This window comes from Zobellia uliginosa (assembly GCF_018860745.1).
GTDB classification, from domain to species: domain Bacteria; phylum Bacteroidota; class Bacteroidia; order Flavobacteriales; family Flavobacteriaceae; genus Zobellia; species Zobellia uliginosa_B.
Genome location: NZ_JAHKPY010000002.1, coordinates 346883 through 371466 on the forward strand (window position 1 = coordinate 346883; position 24584 = coordinate 371466).

14 protein-coding genes are annotated in these 24584 nt (G+C 39.4%); all 14 read right to left on the reverse strand.

Annotated elements, in window-relative coordinates; translation table 11 throughout:
• Positions 1-140: 140 nt before the first annotated feature.
• Positions 141-3065, reverse strand: coding sequence for a glycoside hydrolase family 2 protein (locus tag KO521_RS02160; RefSeq protein WP_252729818.1), 2925 nt, complete (start codon positions 3063-3065; stop codon positions 141-143).
• A gap of 20 nt (positions 3066-3085) precedes the next feature.
• Complete coding sequence (locus KO521_RS02165) at positions 3086-5347, reverse strand: DUF7133 domain-containing protein (protein WP_215938263.1); 2262 nt, start codon at positions 5345-5347, stop codon at positions 3086-3088.
• 153 nt (positions 5348-5500) lie between these two features.
• Positions 5501-6922 carry an alpha-L-fucosidase gene (locus tag KO521_RS02170; RefSeq protein WP_215938264.1) on the reverse strand — a complete coding sequence of 474 codons (1422 nt, stop codon included), beginning with the start codon at positions 6920-6922 and terminating at the stop codon, positions 5501-5503.
• 8 nt (positions 6923-6930) lie between these two features.
• Positions 6931-8304 carry an alpha-L-fucosidase gene (locus KO521_RS02175; protein ID WP_215938265.1) on the reverse strand — a complete coding sequence of 458 codons (1374 nt, stop codon included), beginning with the start codon at positions 8302-8304 and terminating at the stop codon, positions 6931-6933.
• Positions 8305-8383: 79 nt separating this feature from the next.
• The gene (locus KO521_RS02180; RefSeq protein WP_215938266.1) at positions 8384-9886 is read right to left on the reverse strand and encodes a sulfatase family protein; all 1503 of its coding nucleotides are present in this window, start codon (positions 9884-9886) and stop codon (positions 8384-8386) included.
• Positions 9887-9938: 52 nt separating this feature from the next.
• Complete coding sequence (locus KO521_RS02185) at positions 9939-11471, reverse strand: alpha/beta hydrolase (RefSeq protein ID WP_215938267.1); 1533 nt, start codon at positions 11469-11471, stop codon at positions 9939-9941.
• A gap of 21 nt (positions 11472-11492) precedes the next feature.
• Complete coding sequence (locus KO521_RS02190; protein ID WP_215938268.1) at positions 11493-13034, reverse strand: sulfatase family protein; 1542 nt, start codon at positions 13032-13034, stop codon at positions 11493-11495.
• Positions 13035-13082: 48 nt separating this feature from the next.
• The gene (locus KO521_RS02195) at positions 13083-14696 is read right to left on the reverse strand and encodes an arylsulfatase (protein ID WP_215938269.1); all 1614 of its coding nucleotides are present in this window, start codon (positions 14694-14696) and stop codon (positions 13083-13085) included.
• Positions 14697-16259 carry a sialate O-acetylesterase gene (locus KO521_RS02200; RefSeq protein WP_215938270.1) on the reverse strand — a complete coding sequence of 521 codons (1563 nt, stop codon included), beginning with the start codon at positions 16257-16259 and terminating at the stop codon, positions 14697-14699.
• Between the two features lie 244 nt (positions 16260-16503).
• Positions 16504-17298: a 3-keto-disaccharide hydrolase gene (locus KO521_RS02205; protein ID WP_252729819.1), complete on the reverse strand. Its 795-nt coding sequence runs from the start codon at positions 17296-17298 to the stop codon at positions 16504-16506.
• A 108-nt stretch (positions 17299-17406) separates the two neighbouring features.
• The gene (locus KO521_RS02210; RefSeq protein ID WP_215938271.1) at positions 17407-18831 is read right to left on the reverse strand and encodes a sulfatase family protein; all 1425 of its coding nucleotides are present in this window, start codon (positions 18829-18831) and stop codon (positions 17407-17409) included.
• A gap of 48 nt (positions 18832-18879) precedes the next feature.
• The gene (locus KO521_RS02215; RefSeq protein WP_215938272.1) at positions 18880-21360 is read right to left on the reverse strand and encodes a hypothetical protein; all 2481 of its coding nucleotides are present in this window, start codon (positions 21358-21360) and stop codon (positions 18880-18882) included.
• Positions 21361-21405: 45 nt separating this feature from the next.
• A complete protein-coding gene (locus tag KO521_RS02220) occupies positions 21406-22890 on the reverse strand; it encodes an alpha-L-fucosidase (RefSeq protein ID WP_215938273.1) in 1485 nt (494 codons plus the stop codon).
• Positions 22891-22913: 23 nt separating this feature from the next.
• Positions 22914-24572: an apiosidase-like domain-containing protein gene (locus tag KO521_RS02225; protein ID WP_215938274.1), complete on the reverse strand. Its 1659-nt coding sequence runs from the start codon at positions 24570-24572 to the stop codon at positions 22914-22916.
• Between the last annotated feature and the right edge of the window lie 12 nt (positions 24573-24584).

Sequence of the window (24584 nt, forward strand, 5' to 3'; positions counted from 1 at the left end):
GTTAATATTAATTGCAGGGTAAATATGAAGATTTGATATAAAGGTGATTTTCAATTTATATAATAAAGCTAGAATAAATAGATATAAAAAATCCCCGAAGTCATGCCCCGGGGATTTCTTAATGGATGAAATTAGATTATCTAATGCCACTCACTTAGCACAAAACTGTTAAGCCAAACTGCTTTTTGGTCTGTTCCTTTAAAAATGAATTGAACGTTGTTTTTTCCATCGGATTCAAAATATATCTCGGTGGGTTGAAACGGCGAAGTTTGCATGGTCTCGCCTTCGGTAACGGTAATGTTCGATAGGGTAGAGGTTCCATTGGCATCTGAAATGGTCACATCCAGCTCTTTGGTATACGGAATTTTGTAAATTCTATAAGTAGCCATTTTTTCTTGGTTGGGGTCCATACTATCTGTATTGGTTCTTGGTGCATGATGAACCGTATTCAGTTTATATTTTCCTTTTTTCAAACCAGAAAGTTTTAAGGTCAGCCCCTCTTTTGAAACCCCTAAAACACCTTCGCCATGGGCAAAACCATATTTACCTATGACGTTTATTTCGCCCAACCAGCGTGTAGAGCTGGCATCGCCATTACTTTGAACAGTAGCGGAAAAACCACCAAGTTCTTCAAATTGTTTGGTAGAGGCAGCATTATCTTTTCCATTCCACGGAATCCAATCAAACTGCACCAATTGTTCTTCTCCGCCTAAATCTACCCGAATGCTCTCAAAATCATAAATAGGTTCGGCAGTAGAAGCAATCATGTCAAAATTGGCTTTTTCGGTAGTAACTGTTTCAGTTGCTGATTTAAGTCCCTTTGCCTTTGCTGTGATGGTTATCTGCCCAGGAGAGTTTCCTGCACGAATCAAAACAGGAGCTACTCCATATTCCGTTTGCATAGGGTTTGAGCCAATACCTTCCTTGTCTCCAATTATTTCGGCATCGCCCTTTACCGAGAATTCTACAGCTATATCTGCATCACCAAGCAAGATGCCATTTTTGTCCACTATTTTGGCATATGCCACCAGAATATCAGAACCATCGGCAACGAACTTACGTCCTTCCATATCTGGCTCTAGGATGATTCTATAAGCTTCTTCCGGAGTTTTTGTAGTTTTGGAAACCACAATTTTACCATCTAACAATCCGTTGGCGGTCAATGTTCCTTTTTCATATTTTGAAATGGAAAATACAAATGGTGCGTGTTTTAAATATTTGTACTTATCCGCTCGCGAAGGATGTTCCTCGGCAATTGTTTTACCGTTTACTTTAAGCTGTACTTTTTCCGAATTACTAAAAATCACCACTTCTTTTGTGTCTTCATTCCAATCGGATGCAATATGTAAGTAGGGGTAATCCGTTAGTTCGGCAGGATACCAAGCCAAATTTTCCTCAGGTCTTGGATAGCGAAAAGCCGTCATAAAACCACCTCGACTTCTATCTTTTGGCGTGTCGGTAGGATGAAAAGTATAATAGGCATGTGCGGTCCATGATATTAGACCCAATTTCATGGGACTGTTCATATATTCATTAATAGCCTCAGGACCACGACGCCCTTCCATTGCCAACATGGGTTCATCACCACTCCAATAATAAGGACCGTATACCATTTGGCCATAAATATCTGTTAAACCAGAAGTTTGCCAACCCGTCCAACGGCTACTTTGCGAAGCGGTATATCTAAAAGGGTCTTCTTGTTTGATTACATTATGAGCCCTTGGAACATAACCCCTGTGATTGATACCAGCTCCCCAGACAAAAACGGAAGTGTGGTTTCTATGGTTTCTGACCATAGTTCTTGCTGCTTTTTCGAAATTATCGAACCAAGCCTCATTTCCGATAGACATCCATGTTGGGGCTTCTTCATATACCAGCATTCCTAATTCATCACAGGCTTCCAACAACGAATTGTCATGCGGATAATGTGCCGTACGAATGACGTTCATACCCAATTTTTTTAATTGAAGAATATCTTTGTAATGCAGTGAATTGGGCATGGCATCCCCAATAAAACCATAGTGCTGGTGTAAATTGGTCCCAATGAGCTTTAGAGGTTTTCCGTTGAGAACAATACCGTCATGATTGTTCATTTCAATCTTACGGAATCCGGTTTTTACCTCTATCTGATCTACTACTTTATCGGCTTCTAAAACCAACGTATTTACACGGTATAGGTTAGGTTCATCTATAGACCAAAGCTTCAAGTTGTCTTCAATACTTCCTATTGCATTAAATTGGACATCTGCACCGGAAGCAATGGTTTTTGTCTGCTCCAATTTTAAAACCACCAAACCTTTTTCATCAACAACCCTATTTATAACGGTAGTTATTCTAGGTTGATTATTTTCGTTCCGAACTGTAGTTTTAATATTAATCGTTGCATTCATATTCACCGGATCTACGGTGGGGGTGGTAATGTATTGGCCTGCGTTTTCAGCTTCCCAATTAAAGGTGATATGTAACGGATTGGTTTCTACTAAATACACATCGCGATACAGACCGGCGAACTTAATATAGTCCATAGGGCCTGGGTCCGGCGGCACGTCTTCGCGCTTGCGGTTATCGGCTAAAACGGTAACTAAATTTTTTGCACCTCGATTTACAAAATCTGTAATATCAAAATGAAAAGGAGTGTACCCACCAACGGCATGCTGACCAATGTGTTTGCCATTTACCCATACATCCGTTACTTGGTGAACGCCTTCAAATTCAAGAAACACTTTGCTTTGGGAGTTGTCCGAAACCTCAATTTGTTTTCGGTACCACCCAACTTTTCGCATAAAAGTATCTTGGTACTTATCATCTTGAACCCCGTTGAGGTCCATAGTAGTAAGTTCCAATCCGTGAGGCACGTTAACTGTTTCCCACTTGGAATCATCCGTATCCAATTTAAAAAAATCGGCATCTGAATCACCCAAATGGAATTTCCATCCTTGGTTGATATTTAGTTTGGAACGATCTGTTTTTTCAAAGCCTTCTGGTAAAGTTTTTTGTTGTGCATGAGCTGCTAGATGAAATAGCAGTATAAAAAGCATTGTTTTTACTATTTGTAAAGTACGCATTAACTATAATTTTATTAAATTTATTTTTCGTTTTCCAGTTCTTCAATCGTCCAATAATCTTCACGGTCTTTTATACTTCTTCTCACATTACCAACCTTCCAAGCAGGAACGCCACTTTCGTTGTTTAGGTGCATTCGTATGTAGGTGACGACGCTAGCAATGTATTCATCGTCCTGTTGTTTCATGCCCGCCATAACACCAGAGTACTCTTTGCCGTCAACAGGTCCCGTAAGTCCATTCAGAAGAATTTTTACAGGAATATCCCATTTCTTGGCAGTTACCCGCGGAGATCCAACTAGTGATGGCGCCATACCTTCAATACCATCACCGTTTTTACCATGACAGGCTGCACATAAATTTTTAAAATTTGTATACCCATCTATAATTCTTTTACGGGTATAGGTATTTTGTAGCACGTGTTTTTTCTTGATTTGCTCAATTTCCAAAGGTGTTTCTTTTAGACTCTCTTCACCTATAACCGCAATAGCGTCGTTTGATGGGTTTGAAGAAATGATTTTGGAAATGGTTTCGTTTCCGGCTTTGTTTTTTGTAGACCTTAGCGATAACACCAGTTGTTGCAACACTTCTGGATTTGTATCGTTTTTCAACGCCTGTACAGCTTCAATAACTTCTGTATCACCTGATTTTAGATATGGTTCGGCTACCCGAAGCGCTGCCATACGTACCCGGGCATCATCATCTCGCAGTGCTGACAGAATAAGAGATTTGTCAATGGCATCAAGACCATCTAAAGCCCAAATAGCATGTAGCCTACCCAAAGCATAATCCGTATCGCCTAACATAGAACCTAGGAAAGGTTCGCCACCAGTTACTATTTTTTTTAAATCTGATACAATGGATTTGTCTTGTCTAAGTACCAAGAGCTTTTGAGCGGTAAGACGGTACCAACCGTTAGGGTGATGCAGATAATCCAATAATTGGGCCTTTGATTTGTTCAAGAGATTTTCCTGCTTGGCGGGAGCAATTTCATTATGCACTATTCTGTAAATTCTACCTTTACCAATATTCTTGTCAAAACCTTTTCGTTCTACCACAGGACGTAGAAAACTACCCTTTCTGACCCAGTTGCCCTCTTGAATGATTCCGCGGTACATGTCCACAACATACAGACAGCCGTCAGGTCCGGTTTGAGTGTCAACTGGTCTAAAGTTGGTATCTGTGGATGCCAGAAACTCTGTTTCACCATACGGATTGGAAAGTACTTTTTTTCCGTTCACTAGGTTCACTTTTGCTCTACGAATCAAGCGCCCTACAGGTTCAGGGATAAAAAGGTCACCATACATGGGTAATTTATCGCCTAAAAAAATAGACTGTCCACAACTTGCTGTAAAATGATTGAGCGTACCGTCTTCACGAAGTCTACGCAGGCCGCCCTGAACATCTGGCGTGCCAATTATAGGCCATACTTTTTCAAAACCTTCTTCCCATTTGCCTTCCATTTCTAGATTTCCATAATAGGGATGTTGTTGATAGCCCAATGCAGGGGTTTCGCCACCGGCACTGGAATAATACAGTTGACCAACTTCATCTTGTGTCATTCCCCATTGTCCTGAAGGTGCATCCATTAAGGTATCAACCTCCATTTCACCCTTTGTAAATCTATAGCGCAAAGAGCCATTGGATTGATAAAGGTAATTATCCAGCCCCCAAATCATTGTGGCGGATTGGTGTTCTAGGTTTGCATTATCACGTTTATTATTTTCTAGGATGAGCTTCTTTTCATCGGCAACATTGTCGCCATCCGTATCCCTGTAGGTGTAAAGACTGCGGTTGTATGTCTCGCCAATAATCACCCTGTCGTCTAACGGAAGTAGAATTCTCGGCAGAATTAAGCTGTCCACAAAAACGGTGCTTTTGTCCATTTTTCCATCACCATCAGTATCTTCAAGAACGGAAACCCTACTCCAAGGTTCATTTTCATCGGTTCCGTCAATATCTTGCATGTATGTCAGCATTTCAGCAACGTAAAGTTTGCCGTCAGGACCCCAAGCAATTGTTACGGGTTCATTGATCATGGGTTCACTGGCTACCAACTCCATGTGATAACCCTCGGGAAGATGCATGGTTTTCATACTCTCTTCTGGAGACATAAAAACAACTGGTGGGTCCTTTACGAGTGTTGGTTTGGTATAAATAACATCTGCATAGACCGGTTTTTCTTTTTTACAACTGCCAAGGGTGAATAGTACAAGGGCAGAAGTAAAGAAAAGACTTTTTTGTATAGTAGAACGATTTGTTAAATGGTAAAATAATTGGTTCATATTCGGTTTTTTGGCGTTTGTTTGTTGTTCGTTTTTGGTTAAAACGGTGATGTTAGTTTGCAAGAGTGATTGTCCGTAAAAATAATCATAGCACCTTATCGAAATTGTTACAAATGATCATATGCCTATATCATATGTGCTTTTTGATGATTTTTAATTCATCTGATGAGTGGAATTTCCGATTTCTACTTCGGCAATAATGGCATTTATACCGTTCCATTTTAAAATTTCAATTTTGATATATCGGGCTTTGGAGGCCTTAAAATCAATGCTTCTATATTTTGAATTCGTTGGCCATGAATCCGTAGATACCAGCAGGAATTCTTTATTATCATTGCTGATGTAGGTCTTACACTCTAAAATATTTCCTTCCGAAAGGGCCGTTTCCGGAGCTGGTTTGCTCTTGTGGTTGGGCACTAAGATGACGATGTCTATATTTTTGGGACGGCCCAAATCAAAAGTAAGGGTCTGAATTGAAGAAGCATCGGAAACCCAGTGTTCAAAATCGGTTTTGTATTGGGTAGCATCTATTATATGGGAAGCCTTGCCACTGGATGCAGTCGCCGTTACAATAGGCGCCGAGAAAATGAGATGTTTTTTTGATGGGAGGTCTATTCTGGATTCATTGGGAGACCATTTTTTACCAATGTCGCTTAAAAGCGAGATAAACGCAGGATCTAAAAGACCCTCTCTGTTGGGCATGCAATTGAGCATAAAATTACAATACCTGCTTTCTAGCGTTTCCAATTTTGAAACTAGCTTTTCGGCACTTTCTTCTTTCAACATACCGTTTGGGGTTTCAGGACCCCAGAACCATCCGTTTCCTTTAAAGCTGTAATGCCCTAATGCCGAAGCCATTTGGTTGTCCTCATCGGGAAAAGCTCCAAAGGGACCTTCAAAATAAGGAATATCCAATTGATAAGGGGCCTGTAAATGCGTATGGTCCGTCAATAAACAATCGGGCTGTATCTTTCTAATCAATTCACGAATTTCAGTGAAGGGTACTTCATGATGGCCCATCCGCCAAAACCAGCCGTCTACAACTAAATAATCTATTTTACCATAGTTGGTCAGCAGTTCGGTAATCTGGGTTTTTATAAAGTCCATTTCTGGAGGTCCGATTTTATCTTTATCGATACCATGTGTGCTGTCCCAAATGGAATAATAGAGGCCTACTTTCAGTCCTTTTTTCCTGAAAGACTCAACATATTGCTTTACGATGTCCTTTTTGTATGGAGTAGAAGCAACATCATAATCGGTAACCTCACTATCCCATAAACAAAAGCCCTCGTGGTGTTTTGTGGTCAGTAGGCCAAATTTCATTTTAGCGGAAACGGCAGCATCTGCCCACTGGTCCGTATTCAGGTTCTTTGGGTTGAAAGTAGAAATATCATAGTTTTTTTCGCCCCAACTTGCCCCGTAAGACATGATGTTGTAACATATGAACATACCAAAGCGCATATTAACAAAATCTTGCAATAGTTCGCCATATTGTTTTGATGTTGTTTCAGGTGTTTGGGCGCTGACTTGCAAACAACAGAGCAGTGCTAATAAAGTGGTGCGAATTATTCTCATGAACAACTTTATTTAAGTGTTATTTTGAAAACGTTGGCCGATTCGTCAAGCACCACGCCCTTTAATTTTAAAAGAAGTCCGTTTGCATTATGGTCAAATTGAACAGGTTTACCCGTACCCAAATGAACGATTTTTTGAATATCACCTTTACGAAGTTTAAAACTTGAGTTCAAGGATTTAATCAAAAGGTCACCATCAGGTTTACCCAAGCAAGAGGCATAAAGATTATTTCCGTTTACAGTAAACCGGATGTCTTCTTTTGTGTATTGTACCTGTGCAAAATGATTGTTGTGATGGTAGGTATAATTGCCTTCGTCAATATCAGTAGGGCCTTCACCATAAATAAACCAAGGAGCGGTATTATAAACAGCTTCGCCGTTCTTTTCCAACCAATTACCCATCTGCGTTAGATTCTTGATTACTTCGGCTGGAAAAGTACCATCTGACTTTGGAGGGATATTTAGTAAAAGGACTCCATTTTTACTAATAACATCCATTAACATATCTACCAATTCATTGGTAGAACGCAAAGGAATGTCTTCTCTATAAAACCAACCATGGGTTGGAAAATCTGGCGGTACGGTCATATCCATATCGGTCATCCAAACGTCATAAGCGGTTTCGGTAAGAATACCATTTTCTAAATCTCGCATGCCTACGGAAGGCGGAATATCATTGGATTTATAAACAAATTCAACTTCTTTTTTTCGCTCTAAAGACTTATTGAAAAAGTAAGAAATAAACTCCCTTTGGTACTTATTTTCAAATACGGGAGATGGTAAAGTTCCTTCACCAATAAACTTGCTTTTGCGAGTCACTTTTTTATTGTGAGAGCCTTTGGTACCGCCAAAACTGGCATCCACCCAAAAAATATCGGGATCATACTTATTTACTCCCTCTTTAGCAAAATCAATCCATTCATCACCTTCAATAGAATGATAGGAAACCAGGGTTTTCATATTTCGTTTGCGGACGGCTTTAAAAACTTCGCCTACGATATCTATTTTAGGTCCAACTTTAGCCGTGTTGTAATCTGATATGTCACTGTCCCAGTGTTTTAAATCACTACCATGCCAACCGATGACCCCACCAAATTTGGCTCCCGCAGTTTCGAACAGTTTTGCCCATTCATCCGCATTAAAATTTTCGCCTTTGAATTGTTTGAGCAATTGTTCATCCGTCCAATCTTCTTTTCCTTTTTCATAACTGATGGTCTGAATGCCCCAGTGGCAGTATATTCCAAATTTAGCGTCAACCAGCCATTCTGGGGTGTGGTGGTTTCTTAAGGAGTTCCAAGCTGGTTCATAATTCTTTTCCTGAGCTTGTAAACAAGAGGGCGGAGATAACAAAATGGCCATTAAAATGAAGACTGTTTTTTTCATAATCGTTGTTTTATTTTGGTAAGTGGTTCTGATACGTATAAGATTATTTTAAGCTAGGTAAGAGCTTGTTTATTAGTTTTTAAAAAAGAGTCGTCCCTCCATTGTTGAGCAAGTCCAAGTAAGTTTTTTGCATTTCTTGAATACGTTCTGCTTGCCCGGGCTCATTAATTAAGTTTTTGTTTTTCTTCTCTTGAATGTTATCCTTCAAATTATATAATTCAATTGCCTTTAGTCCTTCTAGGTTTTTCTTGCTATTCACAATCATGATCAGTTTAAAATTACCTTCGCGAATGGCATGAAAAGGACCCTGAACATCTTGAGACCTGTGCATGAGGTATTTGTGTAATGGTTCTGTGGATTGTTGTTGAAAGATGGGAAGAAGATTAGCGGAATCTAACACTTTACTATCATCAATCGGAACGTTTACAATTGCCGATAAGGTGGCAACCATATCTTGACCTATAATGGGCACATGGGATTCTGAATTTTCGGTAATTTTTCCGGGCCAAACCGCTACGAAAGGAACACGGTGACCTCCTTCATAAATTGATGCTTTTTTACCTGCGAACCCATTACTGGAATCATGCCCTGCGTCTTTTAACGCTTTGTCATGATTAAGGCCTCCATTATCAGAAGTAAATACAAAAAGGGTATTTTTATACGCCCCGGTTTTTTTAAGAGCTTTTATCATCATACCCACTTGGGCATCTAGTTCGGCAATCATATCCCCATGATTTCCAGGAGTAGAACCTTTTATTTTTTTTCCGTCTAAACTTTCAGATGGACTATGGGGCACATGAACAGCCTGGCTGCAGTAGTACATAAAAAATGGATTTTTAGCACTGTTTTTGCCTTGCTGTTCAATATAGTTTACAGCTTTGTTTGCTAAAATTGGCCCAGCTAAGGAAGGGTTCCAATTAGAATCGCCTATACCATCTCTTCCGCGATTTCTGTTTCCTTCGTCATATTCGGTTTGTTCAAAAGGAATATGAACTAATTCCGAATCAGTTTTAAGTTTCATCCACTTCCCATTTTCATAATAGACATAAGGTTTGTTTTGAATGCCTTGCGGAAGCTCTATAGAATAATCAAATCCGAATTTTTGAGCACCTCCTTCGGTTTTTGAATAATCCTCGGGAGCACCGTTCCAAACGCCTCCTAATCCCCATTTTCCGAAGAACGCGGTGGTGTATCCGCCTGTTTTAGCAATTCGGGATAGCGTTGTAAAGTCGTCGGTAATACCGTCATTTCTCAACGGAGACCAAACGCCCCAAGGGCTATTTGTGTTTCTATAGGCGTAGTTGCCCGTCATCATAGAATATCTGGTAGGTGCGCATAAAGAAGAAGGGGAGTGGGCGTCCGAAAAGCGCATGCCATTGGCTATAAGCGCATCTATATTAGGTGTGGGCACCAAAGGCTCTTTTCCCGTTCTCTGTTTGTGATAAAAACCAATATCGCCAACACCAATATCATCGGCCATTAGGATTACAATATTAGGCTGGTCTTGAGCGGTTAGATTGATACTGAAGCCGGTAATTAGAACTAGGAAATAAATGTTTTTTAAAATTGATATTGATTTCATTTTTTGTTGTTTTAGCGTTCTATTCTTTGAGTTATTGGTTGAGACTGTTTTGTTATTTATTCGTGCCTAAATAATCTTTGGTAGTTGGCGTCCAAACACGGTTATACGCTTTGGTTTCTCTGTGGTCATAAAAGTTGGCCTCGCTCTCAATATCTAGAGATTTAGCAAGTGTATTAAGGGTTTCGGGGTCTGTTTTAGGCCAAATACCTGTTTCTACACGTTGTTTTACAGTTTCAATGGCAGCAAGCCATTCGGACAAGCTAAAACTACAATGTCCCCATCTGTTGACATAAGCGAGACGAAAAAAATCTGAGTATCCTTTAGCCAATACAAGTTCTTTGTATCCTTGGGCCATTGTTGGATATACTAAGCCGTCTCCGCTTGTGTTTATGCGTAGCAACGGAACTTTTGGCTCTCCCAAATGGGTACGGCCAGGTGCGCTCCACCATTTTACGGCATTAGGGTCGGCCTTAACACGCTCAAACGAATTGATTTTTTTTAATTCCTTTTTAAGGTCAATTTTCGCTTCTTTATATAATTTTTGAACAGCTGCTTTATACAATGCGTCGCCATTTGAGAATGAAACTTGATAGTCTACGCCAGTATTCCATCGTAGTTGACCGGGAGCAGATTGCTCTAGCATACTGGTGCCAAAAGTTTGTTTTGAAGGAAGTAGTTTCAAGAGACTTTGATACATACTTTCTTGCAAGTCATTTGCATTGTTGGCATCTGGTTCTGGAATCGGTGCTTTTCCCGGACCACCCCAAGCGGGCCATTGCCCAATGGTTATGGCAAGAGCAATGCGAGCACGACCTTCAGGTGTTTGCTGTGCATTTTTTATAGCCTTCTCCCAATCTGAAGCAATTTTAGATATTTCTGGATCTGTAAGCGGAAGGTTTACAATAGGAAGCTCCGGTGCAATAAGTGCTTTTAATACGAACAATCCATCTAGATGGGTGTTGGCCATCCATGGACTGGTAGAGGCGCAACCTGCAATGGCGCCATCTATCCGGTCTGGATGCATTTCTGCCATGGCTAAAGTGACGGTTCCTCCTCCGGAGCACCCCAATTGTATAGTCTGTTTTGGCTTTCCAAATACCGACTCAAAAATATCCAAAACTGATATGAGGTCGTGAATTTCATGAGCGGGATCGTAATTGTTTAATCGGCCGGGTCTACGGGCCGTTCCTGATAAGGCATATCCGTTTTTTAATAAGAACAAGTTTCTAGGGGAGTCGGCAGATTGTCGATAATCTAAGTCATTTAAAAGGGTGCCGTTCCAGTTTTTTGGGACCCTAATTAAGTATTTTGTTCCCCTGATGGGAATACTATCTTTTACCTCGGTATAATCGCCTTGAGAATTGGTTTGAATAGGCGCATTGGACAAGTCTGGCATGTGCCAATTTTGAGAAGCTTGAGAAGGCTTTTCTTGGGCGTGGGTGATTTTTGGCATTAGAAGCATTTCCATCAGAATAATAACTAATGCAACTAGATATTTAATATTTGGAAATATTTTAGCTTGTGTAATAATTAGCGGTTGAATTTCATCCTCATACCCGAATTGATGTGTTCTTTGTTTTTTCATACTATATTTTTTGAGGTTCTTTTATTGTCTCTCCTCAATCGGTTTTAAATATTCTGTTTCTAAACCTTCAAAATAATAAGGGTAGTTGTCCCAAGGGGATTCTCCACGCATTCTGGGGTCGTTTGTTTTCTTTAAATAGGCGAACAAATCTGCTTTCAGTTCGCTACAAAGAGTAGCATAAGTCACATCTGAAGCAAGGTTTTGTAATTGATAGGGGTCTTCTTTTACATTGTAGAGTTCTACTTCAGGTCGTTTTTTGAAAGAGAGGTCTGAATAAAATTTTACTGATTCCTCATCTTTATTAGCAATTAAATACTCCCGGCTAGGCCCCGCATCAAAATCACCATAATAGCCTTGATGTACGGATTTATAATCAGGATTTCCGGCGGGCCATCTGTCCGATTCAAAATTTATCATATATAGCCAATCTCCTTTGCGAATGGTACGTATAGGGTAGGGCATTCCCCCGGGGCGACAATAGGCATGGCGTTCTAAAGCAGTGAATACGCGGTCTCTAGTTGGGTCTACTTGGCCACTTTTGTTTGCTAGTAAAATATCTAAAAAACTATTCCCGGTTATGTCTTTGGGAATATCAATACCAACGGCATCCAGTAGGGTGGGTGCAAAATCAGTGAAACTTATAAAATCATCTACAGTAGCTCCTCCTTTAATTTGATTGCCCCAATAGATGGCCAAAGGCATATGAGTTCCATAATCGTAACAAGTGGCCTTTGCTCTAGGGAAAGGCATTCCGTTATCCGCAGTTACAATAATAATGGTGTTCTCTAATTCGCCCGCATCTTCCAACGCTTTGATCATGCGCCCCAAATGTGAATCGAACCACTCAATTTCTTTATAATAATCAGCAATGTCATTACGCACCAAGTCATTATCTGGTAGAAAACCGGGAACTTCTATTTTTGAAATGTCCTTGCCAGCCCTTGCACCACTTCCTGCGTCATAAGCACGGTGAGCTTCGTGCGATCCAAACCAAAAAAAGAAAGGTTTGTTTTCTTCTTTTTGAGAAAGAAAGACATTGAAGTTTTCTGCATAATCTTTATTAGACATGTTTTTTGGAGCATCCATTTTAATGTCATTAAATTCTGGGGCTAATGGAAGTGTCTGGTAGGGCTCTTTTTTATTGGCGGGCATATATCCTTTGCCAGAATGCCCTGTACTGTATCCGTTTTGAGATAATAGGGTTGAAAAGGTGGTATATTTTTTAGGCAATCCACCAAACAATAATCCACCTTCTTCTAGTTCCCAAATATTACGCCCGGTTAATATTGCCGCACGTGATGGAGCACAGGAAGAAACGTTGGTATAGGCGTTGTTGAATACAACGCCATTTTTGGCTACACGGTCAATATTAGGGGTGTACAATTCTGCGGTTCCTTGATAAGACGTATGTTTAAAGGATTGGTCATCAGCAATACAAAAAAGAATATTTGGCTTTTTATCCGATTGGGTTTGAAAGCCGAAAACAGGATGTAATAGTGTAATGAAAAACAAAAGTAAACTCGCATTTAATATTGGAATTCGCTTTTTATATGTTGAGTTCATAAGATGTGTTTTAAAATTGGTATTGGCCTTCATTTTTTCATGTATAGGTTATTTCTTTGACCGTGACACTTTTACCCGTTTTGCCCATTCATGCCATCTATCTATCATAGTGTTGAGTTTTTTAGGATAATTAGTGGCTAAATCATTCAATTCTATAGGGTCTTCTTTTAAATTGTACAGTTCCCATTTTTTGCCGTCTTTATCCTTGGACCAAGCTATTTTCCAATCCCCTTTTCTATAAGCTTTATTTGTACCATGTTCTACGAACCATTCATCTCTATTTAAACTCTTATCATGTAGTACAGGCATTAGACTTAGCCCTTCCAAGGGTTTGATTTTATTTCCGTTAAAATTCAAAGGATACTTAGATTGACTAACATCTATAAGGGTTGGCATTACATCTATAATACTGGCAACATCCTTTTTTATATTATTCTTCTTTTTTAAACCTGCTGGCCAATGCATAATAAATGGGGTTGCAACGCCTCCTTCATGACCTGACTTTTTATACTTCCGATAAGGGGTATTACTTAAGTTTGCCCATGAAGGACCATAGCTTTGGTAGGTTGTAGCAGGTCCTGGCATATGATTCGGAATATTTCCAGGAGTTACTTTTTTTCCTTCTAATGTTACTGATATTTCTCGTCCAGTCACCCAATTTTCAACCCCTTCCAAGGTCTCGGCACAACCGCCATTGTCAGATAAAAATAGAATTAGTGTGTTGTCTAATTTTCCCTCTTGTTCAAGTTTATCAATAATTCTTCCTATGCCTTGGTCCATATTATCAATTTGGGCGGCATAGGTTTTCATACGCTGCAATTCCCACTCTTTGTTTTCAACATTTTTCCAAGCAGAAGCGCGTGGGTCACGTGGACTCAACTTTGTGTTTTTCGGTACAATGCCGGTTTTTTTCATTCGCTCCAATCGTTCTTTTCGTAGCACATCCCATCCTTGGTCAAAAACGCCATCGTATTTTTTAATGTCTTTTTGTAAAGCATGTAAAGGCCAATGTGGTGCTGTGTAGGCCACATAAAAGAAGAAGGGTGAATGCGGTTTTTCCTTAAGATGTCTATCTATGAAAGTAACTGTAGAATCAGAAATAGCATCCGTGTAATAAAAACCGTCTTCTGGTTTGAGTTCTATGGGGTCGTTATTATCACTAAGGGTATATGGGTCAAAATAACTACCAACTCCTTTAATGGTTCCAAAAAAGGTATCAAAACCCCTCTGTTTTGGCCAGTTATGTGCATCATCGTTAGTATTGGAGTCCGCAACATGCCATTTTCCGGTCATATAGGTTGCGTATCCATTGGATTGTAATACTTCTCCAATAGTTACCGCATTCTCACTTAAATCTCCATGTCCGTAACCCACCATGCCACCAACTCCTGCTTGATGCGGATAAAGTCCGGTTAATAGTGCAGCCCTTGTTGGACAACACCGGGCATTGTTATAAAACTGGTTAAAACGCACACCGTTTTTGGCGAGTCGGTCTAAATTGGGTGTTTGTATTTCACCCCCGTAACAGCCAATATCGGAAAAACCCATATCGTCCGCCATAATTACTATGATGTTAGGTTTATCATTTTGAGTTTGTTGCGCAGATAAATAGGAGTTGATACTACATATTAGGGCAAAATTGAAGAATAGATTTGTTCTCATTTATTTCTTGAATTTATTGTAGTTATAGCGTTCCTGTGCTAAATATTTACCTTCTGAAGAAATGGGCCAGTGGTCTGTGCGGAAACAAGCCACCGGTAAATCATTCTGGTCATATAGATTGGCATCAGGCATATCTGCCCAAGCGTAGCGGACGGCCAATGGTTCTGTAATTTTATCCGAACGGACTTCAATTTTATCCTTTCCAATAATCTTAGCTTCTGCCCAAACAAATTTTTGATCTTCTCCTGCAATTGAAAACCCTTTCACTTTGTTAGTGTTGAAGGTGTACAGGCCTTTATCTATATGGTCAAAGGATATAATTATTTTATCACCTTTAATTTCCATTGACTTGTACTGAGGGGTCCGTCCTTCTAAGTCATAATCATAGGTTTGATCCAAGGCTAATCTGGCCAATCGGTTACCAATGGTTTGTTTATTGCGGTAATGAATATTATTTCTTTCCCCTAAATCCATGGAAACTACTTCACCAGTATGGGGTAGCAAAAGCGTCTTGGATTGTCCTTCGCGCAATTGTGCCCAAGAACTGGTTGTGGGTTCTTTATCCTCTTCCTTCATACTGGCTATCTGAATCCAATAAAAAGGAAAATCGCCTTGCTTCCAAAGATCTCTCCATGAATTGATGAGAATAGGAAATAGCTCGCTATACTGATTTCCGCGTCCCAGATTACTTTCGCCTTGGCACCATATGGCTCCTTTTATTCCATAACCAATTATTGGGTTTATAACACCATTAAAACCATTTGAAGGTCTGTTCTGTGCCGTGCGGATATCTCTGGGAGGACGCATTCTTTGACCAGGTTTTCCCGCAGCTTCCCAAGCATTGTATTCTTTGGTATAGTCGATAATCATCTGATCTGTAAAAACGCTAATTCTCCAGTCCCAATCTTTCAAAAATTCGGGGTGTTCGTAGTTTTCTTCTATGGCTTCTCGCGGAATCCAAGTTGCTAATGATGAAGCGCCCCATGATGCATTGATTAGACCAATAGGTACATCTAATGCCTTATGCAACTTGCGACCAAAGAAATATCCTGCTGCTGAAAATTTTGGGATGGTTTTTGGGGAGCAGGCTACCCAAGTAGTATCTTTTATTTCCGATTGTTTCTCAGGTGAACCAACTAAAGGAATACTGAACAGTCTTATTTCTGGATAATCTGCCGCTAGTAATTCTAATTCAGCATCGTTAGAGTTTTCTACGCTCCATTGCATATTAGATTGACCGGTGCAAATCCAAACCTCACCAATTAAAATATCTTCAAAAGTAATTTTGTTTTTACCTTGGACTGTCAAAGAATACGGTCCTCCTGCTTTTAGAGCATCTAGTTTTACACGCCAATCTCCATTTTTATTGGTGACTGTTTGGTATGAATTTCCTGCAATAGATACTGTGATTTTTTCACCAACCGCTGCCGTTCCCCAAATTGGGTTTTGTTGGTTGCGTTGCAGGACCATATGGCTACCAAAAATATGAGCAACTTTAACTTGTGCTTGCAGTAGGCAGGTACTTAGATGAAAAATACAGATTAAGAGGATACTTCTGCTCATGTTTAGTTTTGTTATTTTTTACCGAGAATAGCTAATTTTAAATGTATTAATATTAGTGACGGAAAATGTTCAATATATAGCGCCACTTTATTTTATACATATATGGATCAGTAGAATAGCCCTAGCTTTAGTGTTACTTTTTTAGGTTTTCTAATTCCATATCGTTGGTCTTTATCATAGCAATAAGCTCCCGTGCTTTTCTTGGATTTGAATTGATTAAATTATTTTCATCTTGCCGTCATTTTTAATCCAACGTCTTAATTTTAATCGACTTAAATTCTACTCCTTGACCTTCTGCTTGAAGACCAATAAAGCCACTTGATATTGCTGTGCCATCAACTAGCATAGCTGTATCGGAACCTATTATAGCAAGACCTCCAATTATAGGATTGGAGTATTGCAAAACAGTATCTCCTTCCACTATATGCGTTATATTAGATTGCTTATCTACAATTAGCTCGCCCTTCACCCATTGATTCCATTTGTACGTTTTGGAGCTAGACTGTGTTACATGCTGCGTAAGTAATTCACCATCTTTATGAATGTGCGTTCCCGGGCTGCAAGAATTTCCCGTATGCCTTGTTTCCCCCTCTGTTTCTTCGGCTAAAAATTGAAACTCTACGGCTACAGGCCATTTCTGGTCTTTTAAAATGATTTTTGGGTCTTGCGAATGAAACATAATACCACTGTTACGGTAGGCATGTATAGGAGCCTCGTCCATCCATTGTTCTGTAAAACGATATTCGAATTTAAGATGGTATGCTGAAAATGGTTTATGATAAAACAAATGTCCAAAGCGTTCCCCAAATTCAGTATAGCCATCATAATTTACTTGGATTACACTGTCGACCACTCGAAAGGTATTTGCATAATTATCTCCTAATTCATGATGGTTAAACTTAACGACCCATCCGTCCAAATTTTCTCCATTGAAAAGAACTTGCCAATTTTCCTTATCCGTTTTTTGGTTTTTGAGCTGTTGGCATTGGCAAAAAGTAAGCACTATAGCAAAGCAAAAAATCATTTTATTTAATCTCATGAATTTATTTTTTTTCATTAATTTTTGATTATTTCATATCAACCTACTTAGACTCTTCAGTGCTTTTCCTTTCCAGCAGGTATCACTCGCGCAAACTAAATGAGTGTATTATTTTTTTGAAATACCCATTTCTAAATCAGTATCAAAATGCTGCATTCGTTTTAAAAGTTTTTTTGCTTTTTTAGTATTCAAATCAATTACATTTTTAGACTCGGATTTATCATCTTTTAAATTGAATAATTTAATTTTAAGGTCTGCCTCAGAAAGTTTATGCCAAGAGGTTTTTCTATACCCCTTAATTAAATACTTCCAATCTCCAATACGAATACCGTCAATTTTTGTTGAATTAGAACCATAGAAAATCATTTCTTTTCTAGGTGATTTTTTGGTTTTTCCGCTGAAAAAATGTGACATATCGTAACCATCAAACACTCTATTTTTAGGTAAAGGAATACCCGCATAATTAGCTATGGTGGGGAAAATATCAAGTGATGAAACTATCTCATCGCTAACCGTACCAGCTTTTATATTATCTGGAGCCCAGATAATTGCCGGAACACGTTGTCCGCCTTCATACGTATCGAATTTTCTTCCCTTGAGTGGTTTAGCAGAACCGTGACGGTTTGGTCCGTTATCAGAAGTGAAAATCACCATTGTATTTTCATCTAAACCATTCTCTTTTAGTGTTTTTAAAATTTCACCCACACTCCAGTCAATTTCTTGAAGGGCATCATAATATGGGGTAGTTCCACTACTTCCTTTGAACTTGTCACCAACAAAAACTGGCACGTGCGGAAATGAATGAGCGAAGTATAGAAAGAACGGTTTTTCTTTATTCTGCTCGATAAAAGAAACGGCTTCTTTGGTATACCGTTCGGTAAGTGTTGTTTGATTGGTAGGGTATTCAATAATCTCATTTCCCCGCATTAATGGAGGTTTGTTTTTAAGGTCTTCTTCGGGCACCTTAGTTAGGTTTTTTTCTACTCTACTGATATCCGAAGCCATATGTTCATACGTGTAGTTATCGTTTAATACAACATCTTTTGAAATGTCAATACCTGGAGCAATAGACATGTTATTGCTGTACGGAATACCGTAATACGAATCAAAGCCTTGATTTAAGGGTAAATACTTTTTATCATGCCCCAAATGCCACTTGCCTACCAATGCGGTTTTATAGTTCTTTTCTTTTAAAAGCTCTGCAATGGTTACTTCATCCGGAGGAAGTCCGCCTTCATTCGGTTTAGGGAACAATACACCCGGCACGCCTGCACGTTTGGGCATTCTTCCCGTTAATAAAGCAGCTCTGGAAGGAGAGCAGACAGATGAAGCCACATAAAAACTAGTGAGCTTTAGACCCTCTTTGGCCATACGGTCAATATTTGTGGTCTGTAAATTACTCGAACCAAAACAGCTCAAATCTTCATACCCTTGGTCATCTGTGAAGATGATAATGACATTTTTAGACTGAGCTTCTATCTGTGCTGAAGAAAATAAGAACAGAAAAAAGAAAACTATTTTAAATGTATTCATGCTATTTTTTGGTTTAAGGCCATCTCTTTTTTGAAATGTGTGTAATGCTTAATCTTTGTTTGATGAAAGTTTTGAAAAGGCTATAATCAACTTACCCTCCTTTGTTTTTCCAAGTAGTTTTCCTGCAAAATTGAGAGCTGTAATGCCATTTCCGGCACCATCAAATTCAACAATTAGGTCTTTTCCTTTTTTCTTGGTTTTAGAAATTTTAGAACCTCTTCCAAAATCAACTTCCTCAGAAGCACCAAATCTCAAAGAAGCAAGGTCAATATCTTTTTGCGCGTCAAAACCTGCTTCTGAAAGTATTAGAATTTTAATTTTTTTAGTGGTCGAGCCTATCTTCTTTTTATTTAGTAGCTGAATGCGTTTATGAACAGTTAGTGGAAGGATACTATTTTTTGAGCTGTGCTTATCTCGCGCTAAATCGTCTGCTTTTGGTACATCTATAACAGCCAATGAAAGATGTGTAGCTCTTCCATACTGGTCCTGTAATACATGGGGCCGCTCTAATTTGTACCAATGGGTTCTAGAACCATCTTCATAGGAAGTATTGTCTGGTGTGTAAGCCGTACCGGGGTTGAATTTCCAATGGATGCCATCAGGTGAACGTAGGTAAATTGCACGATAGTCCCAGAATGCGTTAATCATCATATGATACTGTACTTCATCCTTCCAAAGAACCGGGTCTTCGTAATTGGAGTTTCTATATTTTTCTGGAATAATTTGGTTGTATCTAATCTGATCGGTTAGAACGGTATACGGCCCCAGAGGATCGGCTGTTTCACTGCGCATCATCTCTCCGGCCTTTGTCACAAATAGAAATCGACCATCTTCTAACTGAACTCCTGATAGGTTACGATAATACCGATATGATAGTTTTTCATCTTCATTTGTGCTTTTCCAATCTACCGTCATAATCCCTAGACGCTTCCATGGGCCGTTCATGGTTTTAGAGGTGAACAAGGTAGCTTCCCAGTCTACGAGGGAGTAGAGCATATATGTACCGTCGTTCAATAAAATTATATCGGGATTATGGCCCAGCCCATTGTGAAAGTCATATGCTGTTTCTTCTTTCACTTTATAGGGTCCCGTTGGAGCTTCAGAGACCACATGCGCTACTGTTGAATTGGGCCACTCCCAATGACCTTTGGTTGCGTTTGCTGGCCACCTAGTTACCAACATATGGTATTTGTTGTCCATATCTTTAACGGGTCTTCCCCCCCAATAGCTCCATTCTGGGTCTTCAATTCCGTTATCTGCATCACGCGGTAAAACAGCATCCGTACCCCATAGGTCTGACCTAAGTTTATTATGAATGGGCATCGGCTGAATAAGGTCGCTAAATGAAGTACCCGAGACTGCTTTTACCTTTGCTTTTATCATTTTTGAGCCCCTACTCTTATTGCCGGAATAATCGTGAGCGAAAACTATATATGAATTAGTTACGTCCTTTTTTGGTGTAAAGTCTATATATTCAGTGTCATTTATGTCATGTGCTATTTGTCTTAGATTCTTGCCTTCTGCATCACCTCTATAGATTGAATAGTTGGCCACGTCAATATCAACACTTTTGTTCCACTCCAACTTAATTTCAGTATGAAGGGCTTCAATTTTTAGGGCGGTTGGAGGAGCAGGTGATGCATTATCAATTTTCTTGAGATGTACTTTGTTAGAGCCTGTAGACTCAGAAGTATCAAGGCGAGTAACTACGTAATTATAAGCAATACCGTTGATGAGGTTAGTGTCGGTAAAACTAAAATTTTGGGTAGTCGTGAGTTTTTGATACGCTCCATTTTTTCCCTTACTTCGGTGGACTGAAAATTTAGTGTCTGAATTCGCTTTATCATCTTTCCAATCCAATTGAATACCTTCATCAACGGTTTTTCCTGACAGCGTAGGACCTCTTTTCTTGGGAGTTTGCAGGTTCAGGTTTACATAATCTAGATAAACCTTAACGTCTTCACTTGAGTAAAATGAAACCCGTACACTTGGGGCGCCTGCTAGGGCATCTTCTTTTGTTACGGTATAATTTCCTGAGAAGTGTTCAATCGTTTTGTCTGAGCCAATGAGCTTTACTTTTTCGACTAAAAGTCGCTCTTGTTCACCAAAGAAGAGATGCAATGAAACCGTACCGTTGCTGATATATTCTAGATCGGCACCCATACTCCAATGTAATACATCACCGTCCTTTAAGTTGCGGTAATTCGAGTTGGTGTTTAGTGGTTTCGAATGGATATAAGCATAGTCAAAAGAACTAAAGTACTTTCCTTGAACCAAGCCCATGGAATGTCCTTCTTTTTGAGGTTGGTTAGAGGGCGTCCAGAAAGGAGACTGTAACCCAAGACGCCAAGAACCGGCATTTATCAAATTAAAATCACCATCATTTACATTAGGGTAGGGGGCGTTATCCCCAAGAAGAACGGTTTGGGCCGATACACCCAGATTCCAAAAAATAAAGAAAATAATAGAACATAACTTAAATGTAATTGCTAGATTTTCTTTTTTTAGATGGTAATTTAGATGTATCATTTTCTGAGTGACTACAGTATTGTTATATGACTTAATAGAGAAATTTTAAAGGCGCTCGATTTTTAAAACATAAGCGAAATCGCATGGTTTTTCTTTTGGAAATTGAACAACGAGACCTTCGGGTTTTTGTTCCCATCTGACACGATCTTTACTTCCCAACATTGAAATACTTTGAATGTCTCCAGGATAGAGCTTTCCCTTACTGCCTAATGTTCTAATGGTAATTTGTTCCCCTGGCCATTCCATACAGATGGCGTACAAGTTTTTTCCGTTTTGGGTAAACCGAATATCTTCCGAAGTGTATTTTGGTATCAATTCCCCATGGTTTTTTCCCTGTCCGTGATGGCCGGGATTGGTTACTTCCGTGGGGCCTTCTCCGTAAAATATCCATGGCATGGTGTTATAAATGGCTTCTCCATTAATTTTTAGCCATTGCCCCATGGCATAAAGTTCCTTTTTAGTTTCATCGGCAAAGCTACCATCGGCCTTTGGAGGCACATTTAAAAGCATTCTACCATTTTTGCTGGTCATGTCAATGAGCATATCAATCAATGTACCGGCCTCTTTTACCTTGTTGGCAGGATTATAGAACCAAGGACTGGGCCATACAAAGTGACGTTGCATATTGATATCTGCCATCCATGGGTCATATTGCATTCCCTGCAGGTTCCCATCTTCTATATCGCGAATTCCTATTCCTGGTGGAATATCATGGGTTTTATAAAAGACTTCTACTTCTTTGCCTAATTCAAGTCCCTTGTTGAAATAATCACTGATTAATTTTTGTTGATAGCTTTCCGGTACACTGATTAATTCGTTATCCCCGGCCGGTAAAAGTCGGCCTCGATCTGTGTACTTTTTTAATTCGCCTTTTACGGTTCCCCCAAAGCCGGTATCGAACCAGATCATATCCGGTTCGTACGTATCTATAGCTTCAGAAATGCGGTCAAACCAAGCTTTGAAAATAACCTCCGCCAATCGGCCTTCATTGGCATTAGCGTACTTTGAATTGTCTTCATAGGGGTTGAGGTAAGTTGAGTCTTCTTTGGATAGTTGGCCCCACATACGGCTCCAAAAATCACCGGTGTGAAAAGATGAGATTATGGGCATATTTCGCTTGCGAAGTTCTTTGGCAAGGCTGCCATAGATATCTTCTTTTGGACCTTTGTTTACGGAGTTCCAATCAGTAATATCACTATCCCAATTTACAATTCCGCTTCCGTGCCATGCTACGGGTCCACCAAATTGAGCACCTGAAGCTTGCATTAAGTCCACCCATTTCTCAGCATCAAAATTTTCGCCTTTCCATTCTTCAATCGCTTCCAGAACGGTCATTTCTTTATTTTTTGAAGCTACTTGAACGGTTTGAGGTCCCCAATGAAAATAAATACCGAATTTCATTCCGTATACCCAATCTGGAGTATTGTGTTTTTGTAAAGATGTCCAATCTGCCTCGTACGGTGTAACTGTGGTTTGAGCAAAACTCAAGGCAGTAATTAAGCACAGTGCAATACTGGTATATAGTTTCATGTAGATGGGTTTGGTTTGATTTTTCATTTTTTTGGTGTTAAATTTCGAACAATAAGAATGGCATCGGCCTCATAACGCCATGGGCGGTAATCCCAAAAACCAAGTTCTTTCATTTCGTATTTTACTTCAGGGGTAAACTCTCCTGTAAGGGTATTGAACCACTGCTGGGTTGCATTTTCGTAATCGAATTCTCTTGAAACCTGGACTTTAGCCGAGGTATAATGATTTTCTTTTGGAGTGTACATCATAATGATGCCATCTTTTTTATTGGTGAGATTATAACCACTGGCATTATATCTAGGGGTAGCTTCAAAATTCTCGAAAGGAGCCGTGTCAAAGAGTTTACGCATATGGGTAAAGTACTCAAAATGAGGTTTTTGAAAATCTTCTGGCTGCTCAAACGGATTATGAATAAGGGCGTTCCAAGAAGCACCTTGCCAGTAATAGGTGGTGTAGCCGCCAGCAAAAAGACACATGTAATTTCTGCGTAAACAAACTTCCGCATTGGCGTAGGCTCCTGGGAAAACTACATAAGGAGATTCTTCATAACCGCCATGTTCAATATTAAAAATAGGCTTGTTGGGAAAGTCGTTTCGGGCATTCAGCATGTTTTGATACAAGGTATGTTGCCAGTTTTGCATTGAAATAAAATCGACTTCATCCGCATGGTTTCTACAGAATCCGTAATCATGAACGGAAACCAATCGGTCATAGGAATCTAGGTTTCTTGTGCGTTCAATACGTTCGGAAATATAGGCTGCCGTGGCCCGTGTTTTGTGAAGTGCTTCTTTTGAAACATCCCAAACTATATTCGGAAATGCTTGATATCGTTTAATTACATAATCGTAATATCTATTATCCGCTTCCGATTCCATTTCTGGCCAAGACACTAGTTTGTTCCAAACGTAAATCATGAGGTGACTGACGATTTCTTGATCATGCATTTCTGAAATCACCTTATCAAAATGCTTAAAAAATTCTATGTTTAGGGAACTGTAATCCGGTTTGGAGTTCGAGCCTAAAAACGGAAAAATATCTTCACGACCGCCATATTCATGTTCAGGATGTTCCGCCAGACGCTTGTCTTTTGGCCAAGAAACGTCATAGGAATAGACATTCATGACAACTTGGTTGAAACGGTATTCATTTAAGAGCGATAATAGATGTTTTGTTTTTTCAATATCACTTTGTCCATAATCAAGAGCGAATAACCAATCGCATTCAAAAGCTAAATTGAAATAATGCGAACCGTCTTCATAAAATAAATGCTGTGGATTGTTTTCATTGAGAATAATTCCCCCGTGACGGTCTGTTTTTTGATTTTTAGTGATCGTAATCTTTCCCCTTTTTCCATCCAGAGCTTTTAACTCTGATGAGATAACAAACGATTGTTCTCCCGTATTAGCGCTAGAATAGCGTAAGACCCAAGTATCATTTCCATTATAGAAAAGAGGAATTTGTTGCGCTTCTGTACCGTCGGTAACTTCAGCAGTGGCAGCAATTTCAAAAGGAGCCTTTACTTTTTTATTTATGGAAAAGATTAAATCAATAACTTCCCATTGCTGACATTCTATGACTGTCCCAGCTTTTGGATTTTCAAATGTTTTGGACTGTGAACTACTTATAAATGGAAGCAAAACAGCAAAGCAGAATGTATAAAGCGTTTTTAAGTGTGTTTTCATTATGTTCTCGTT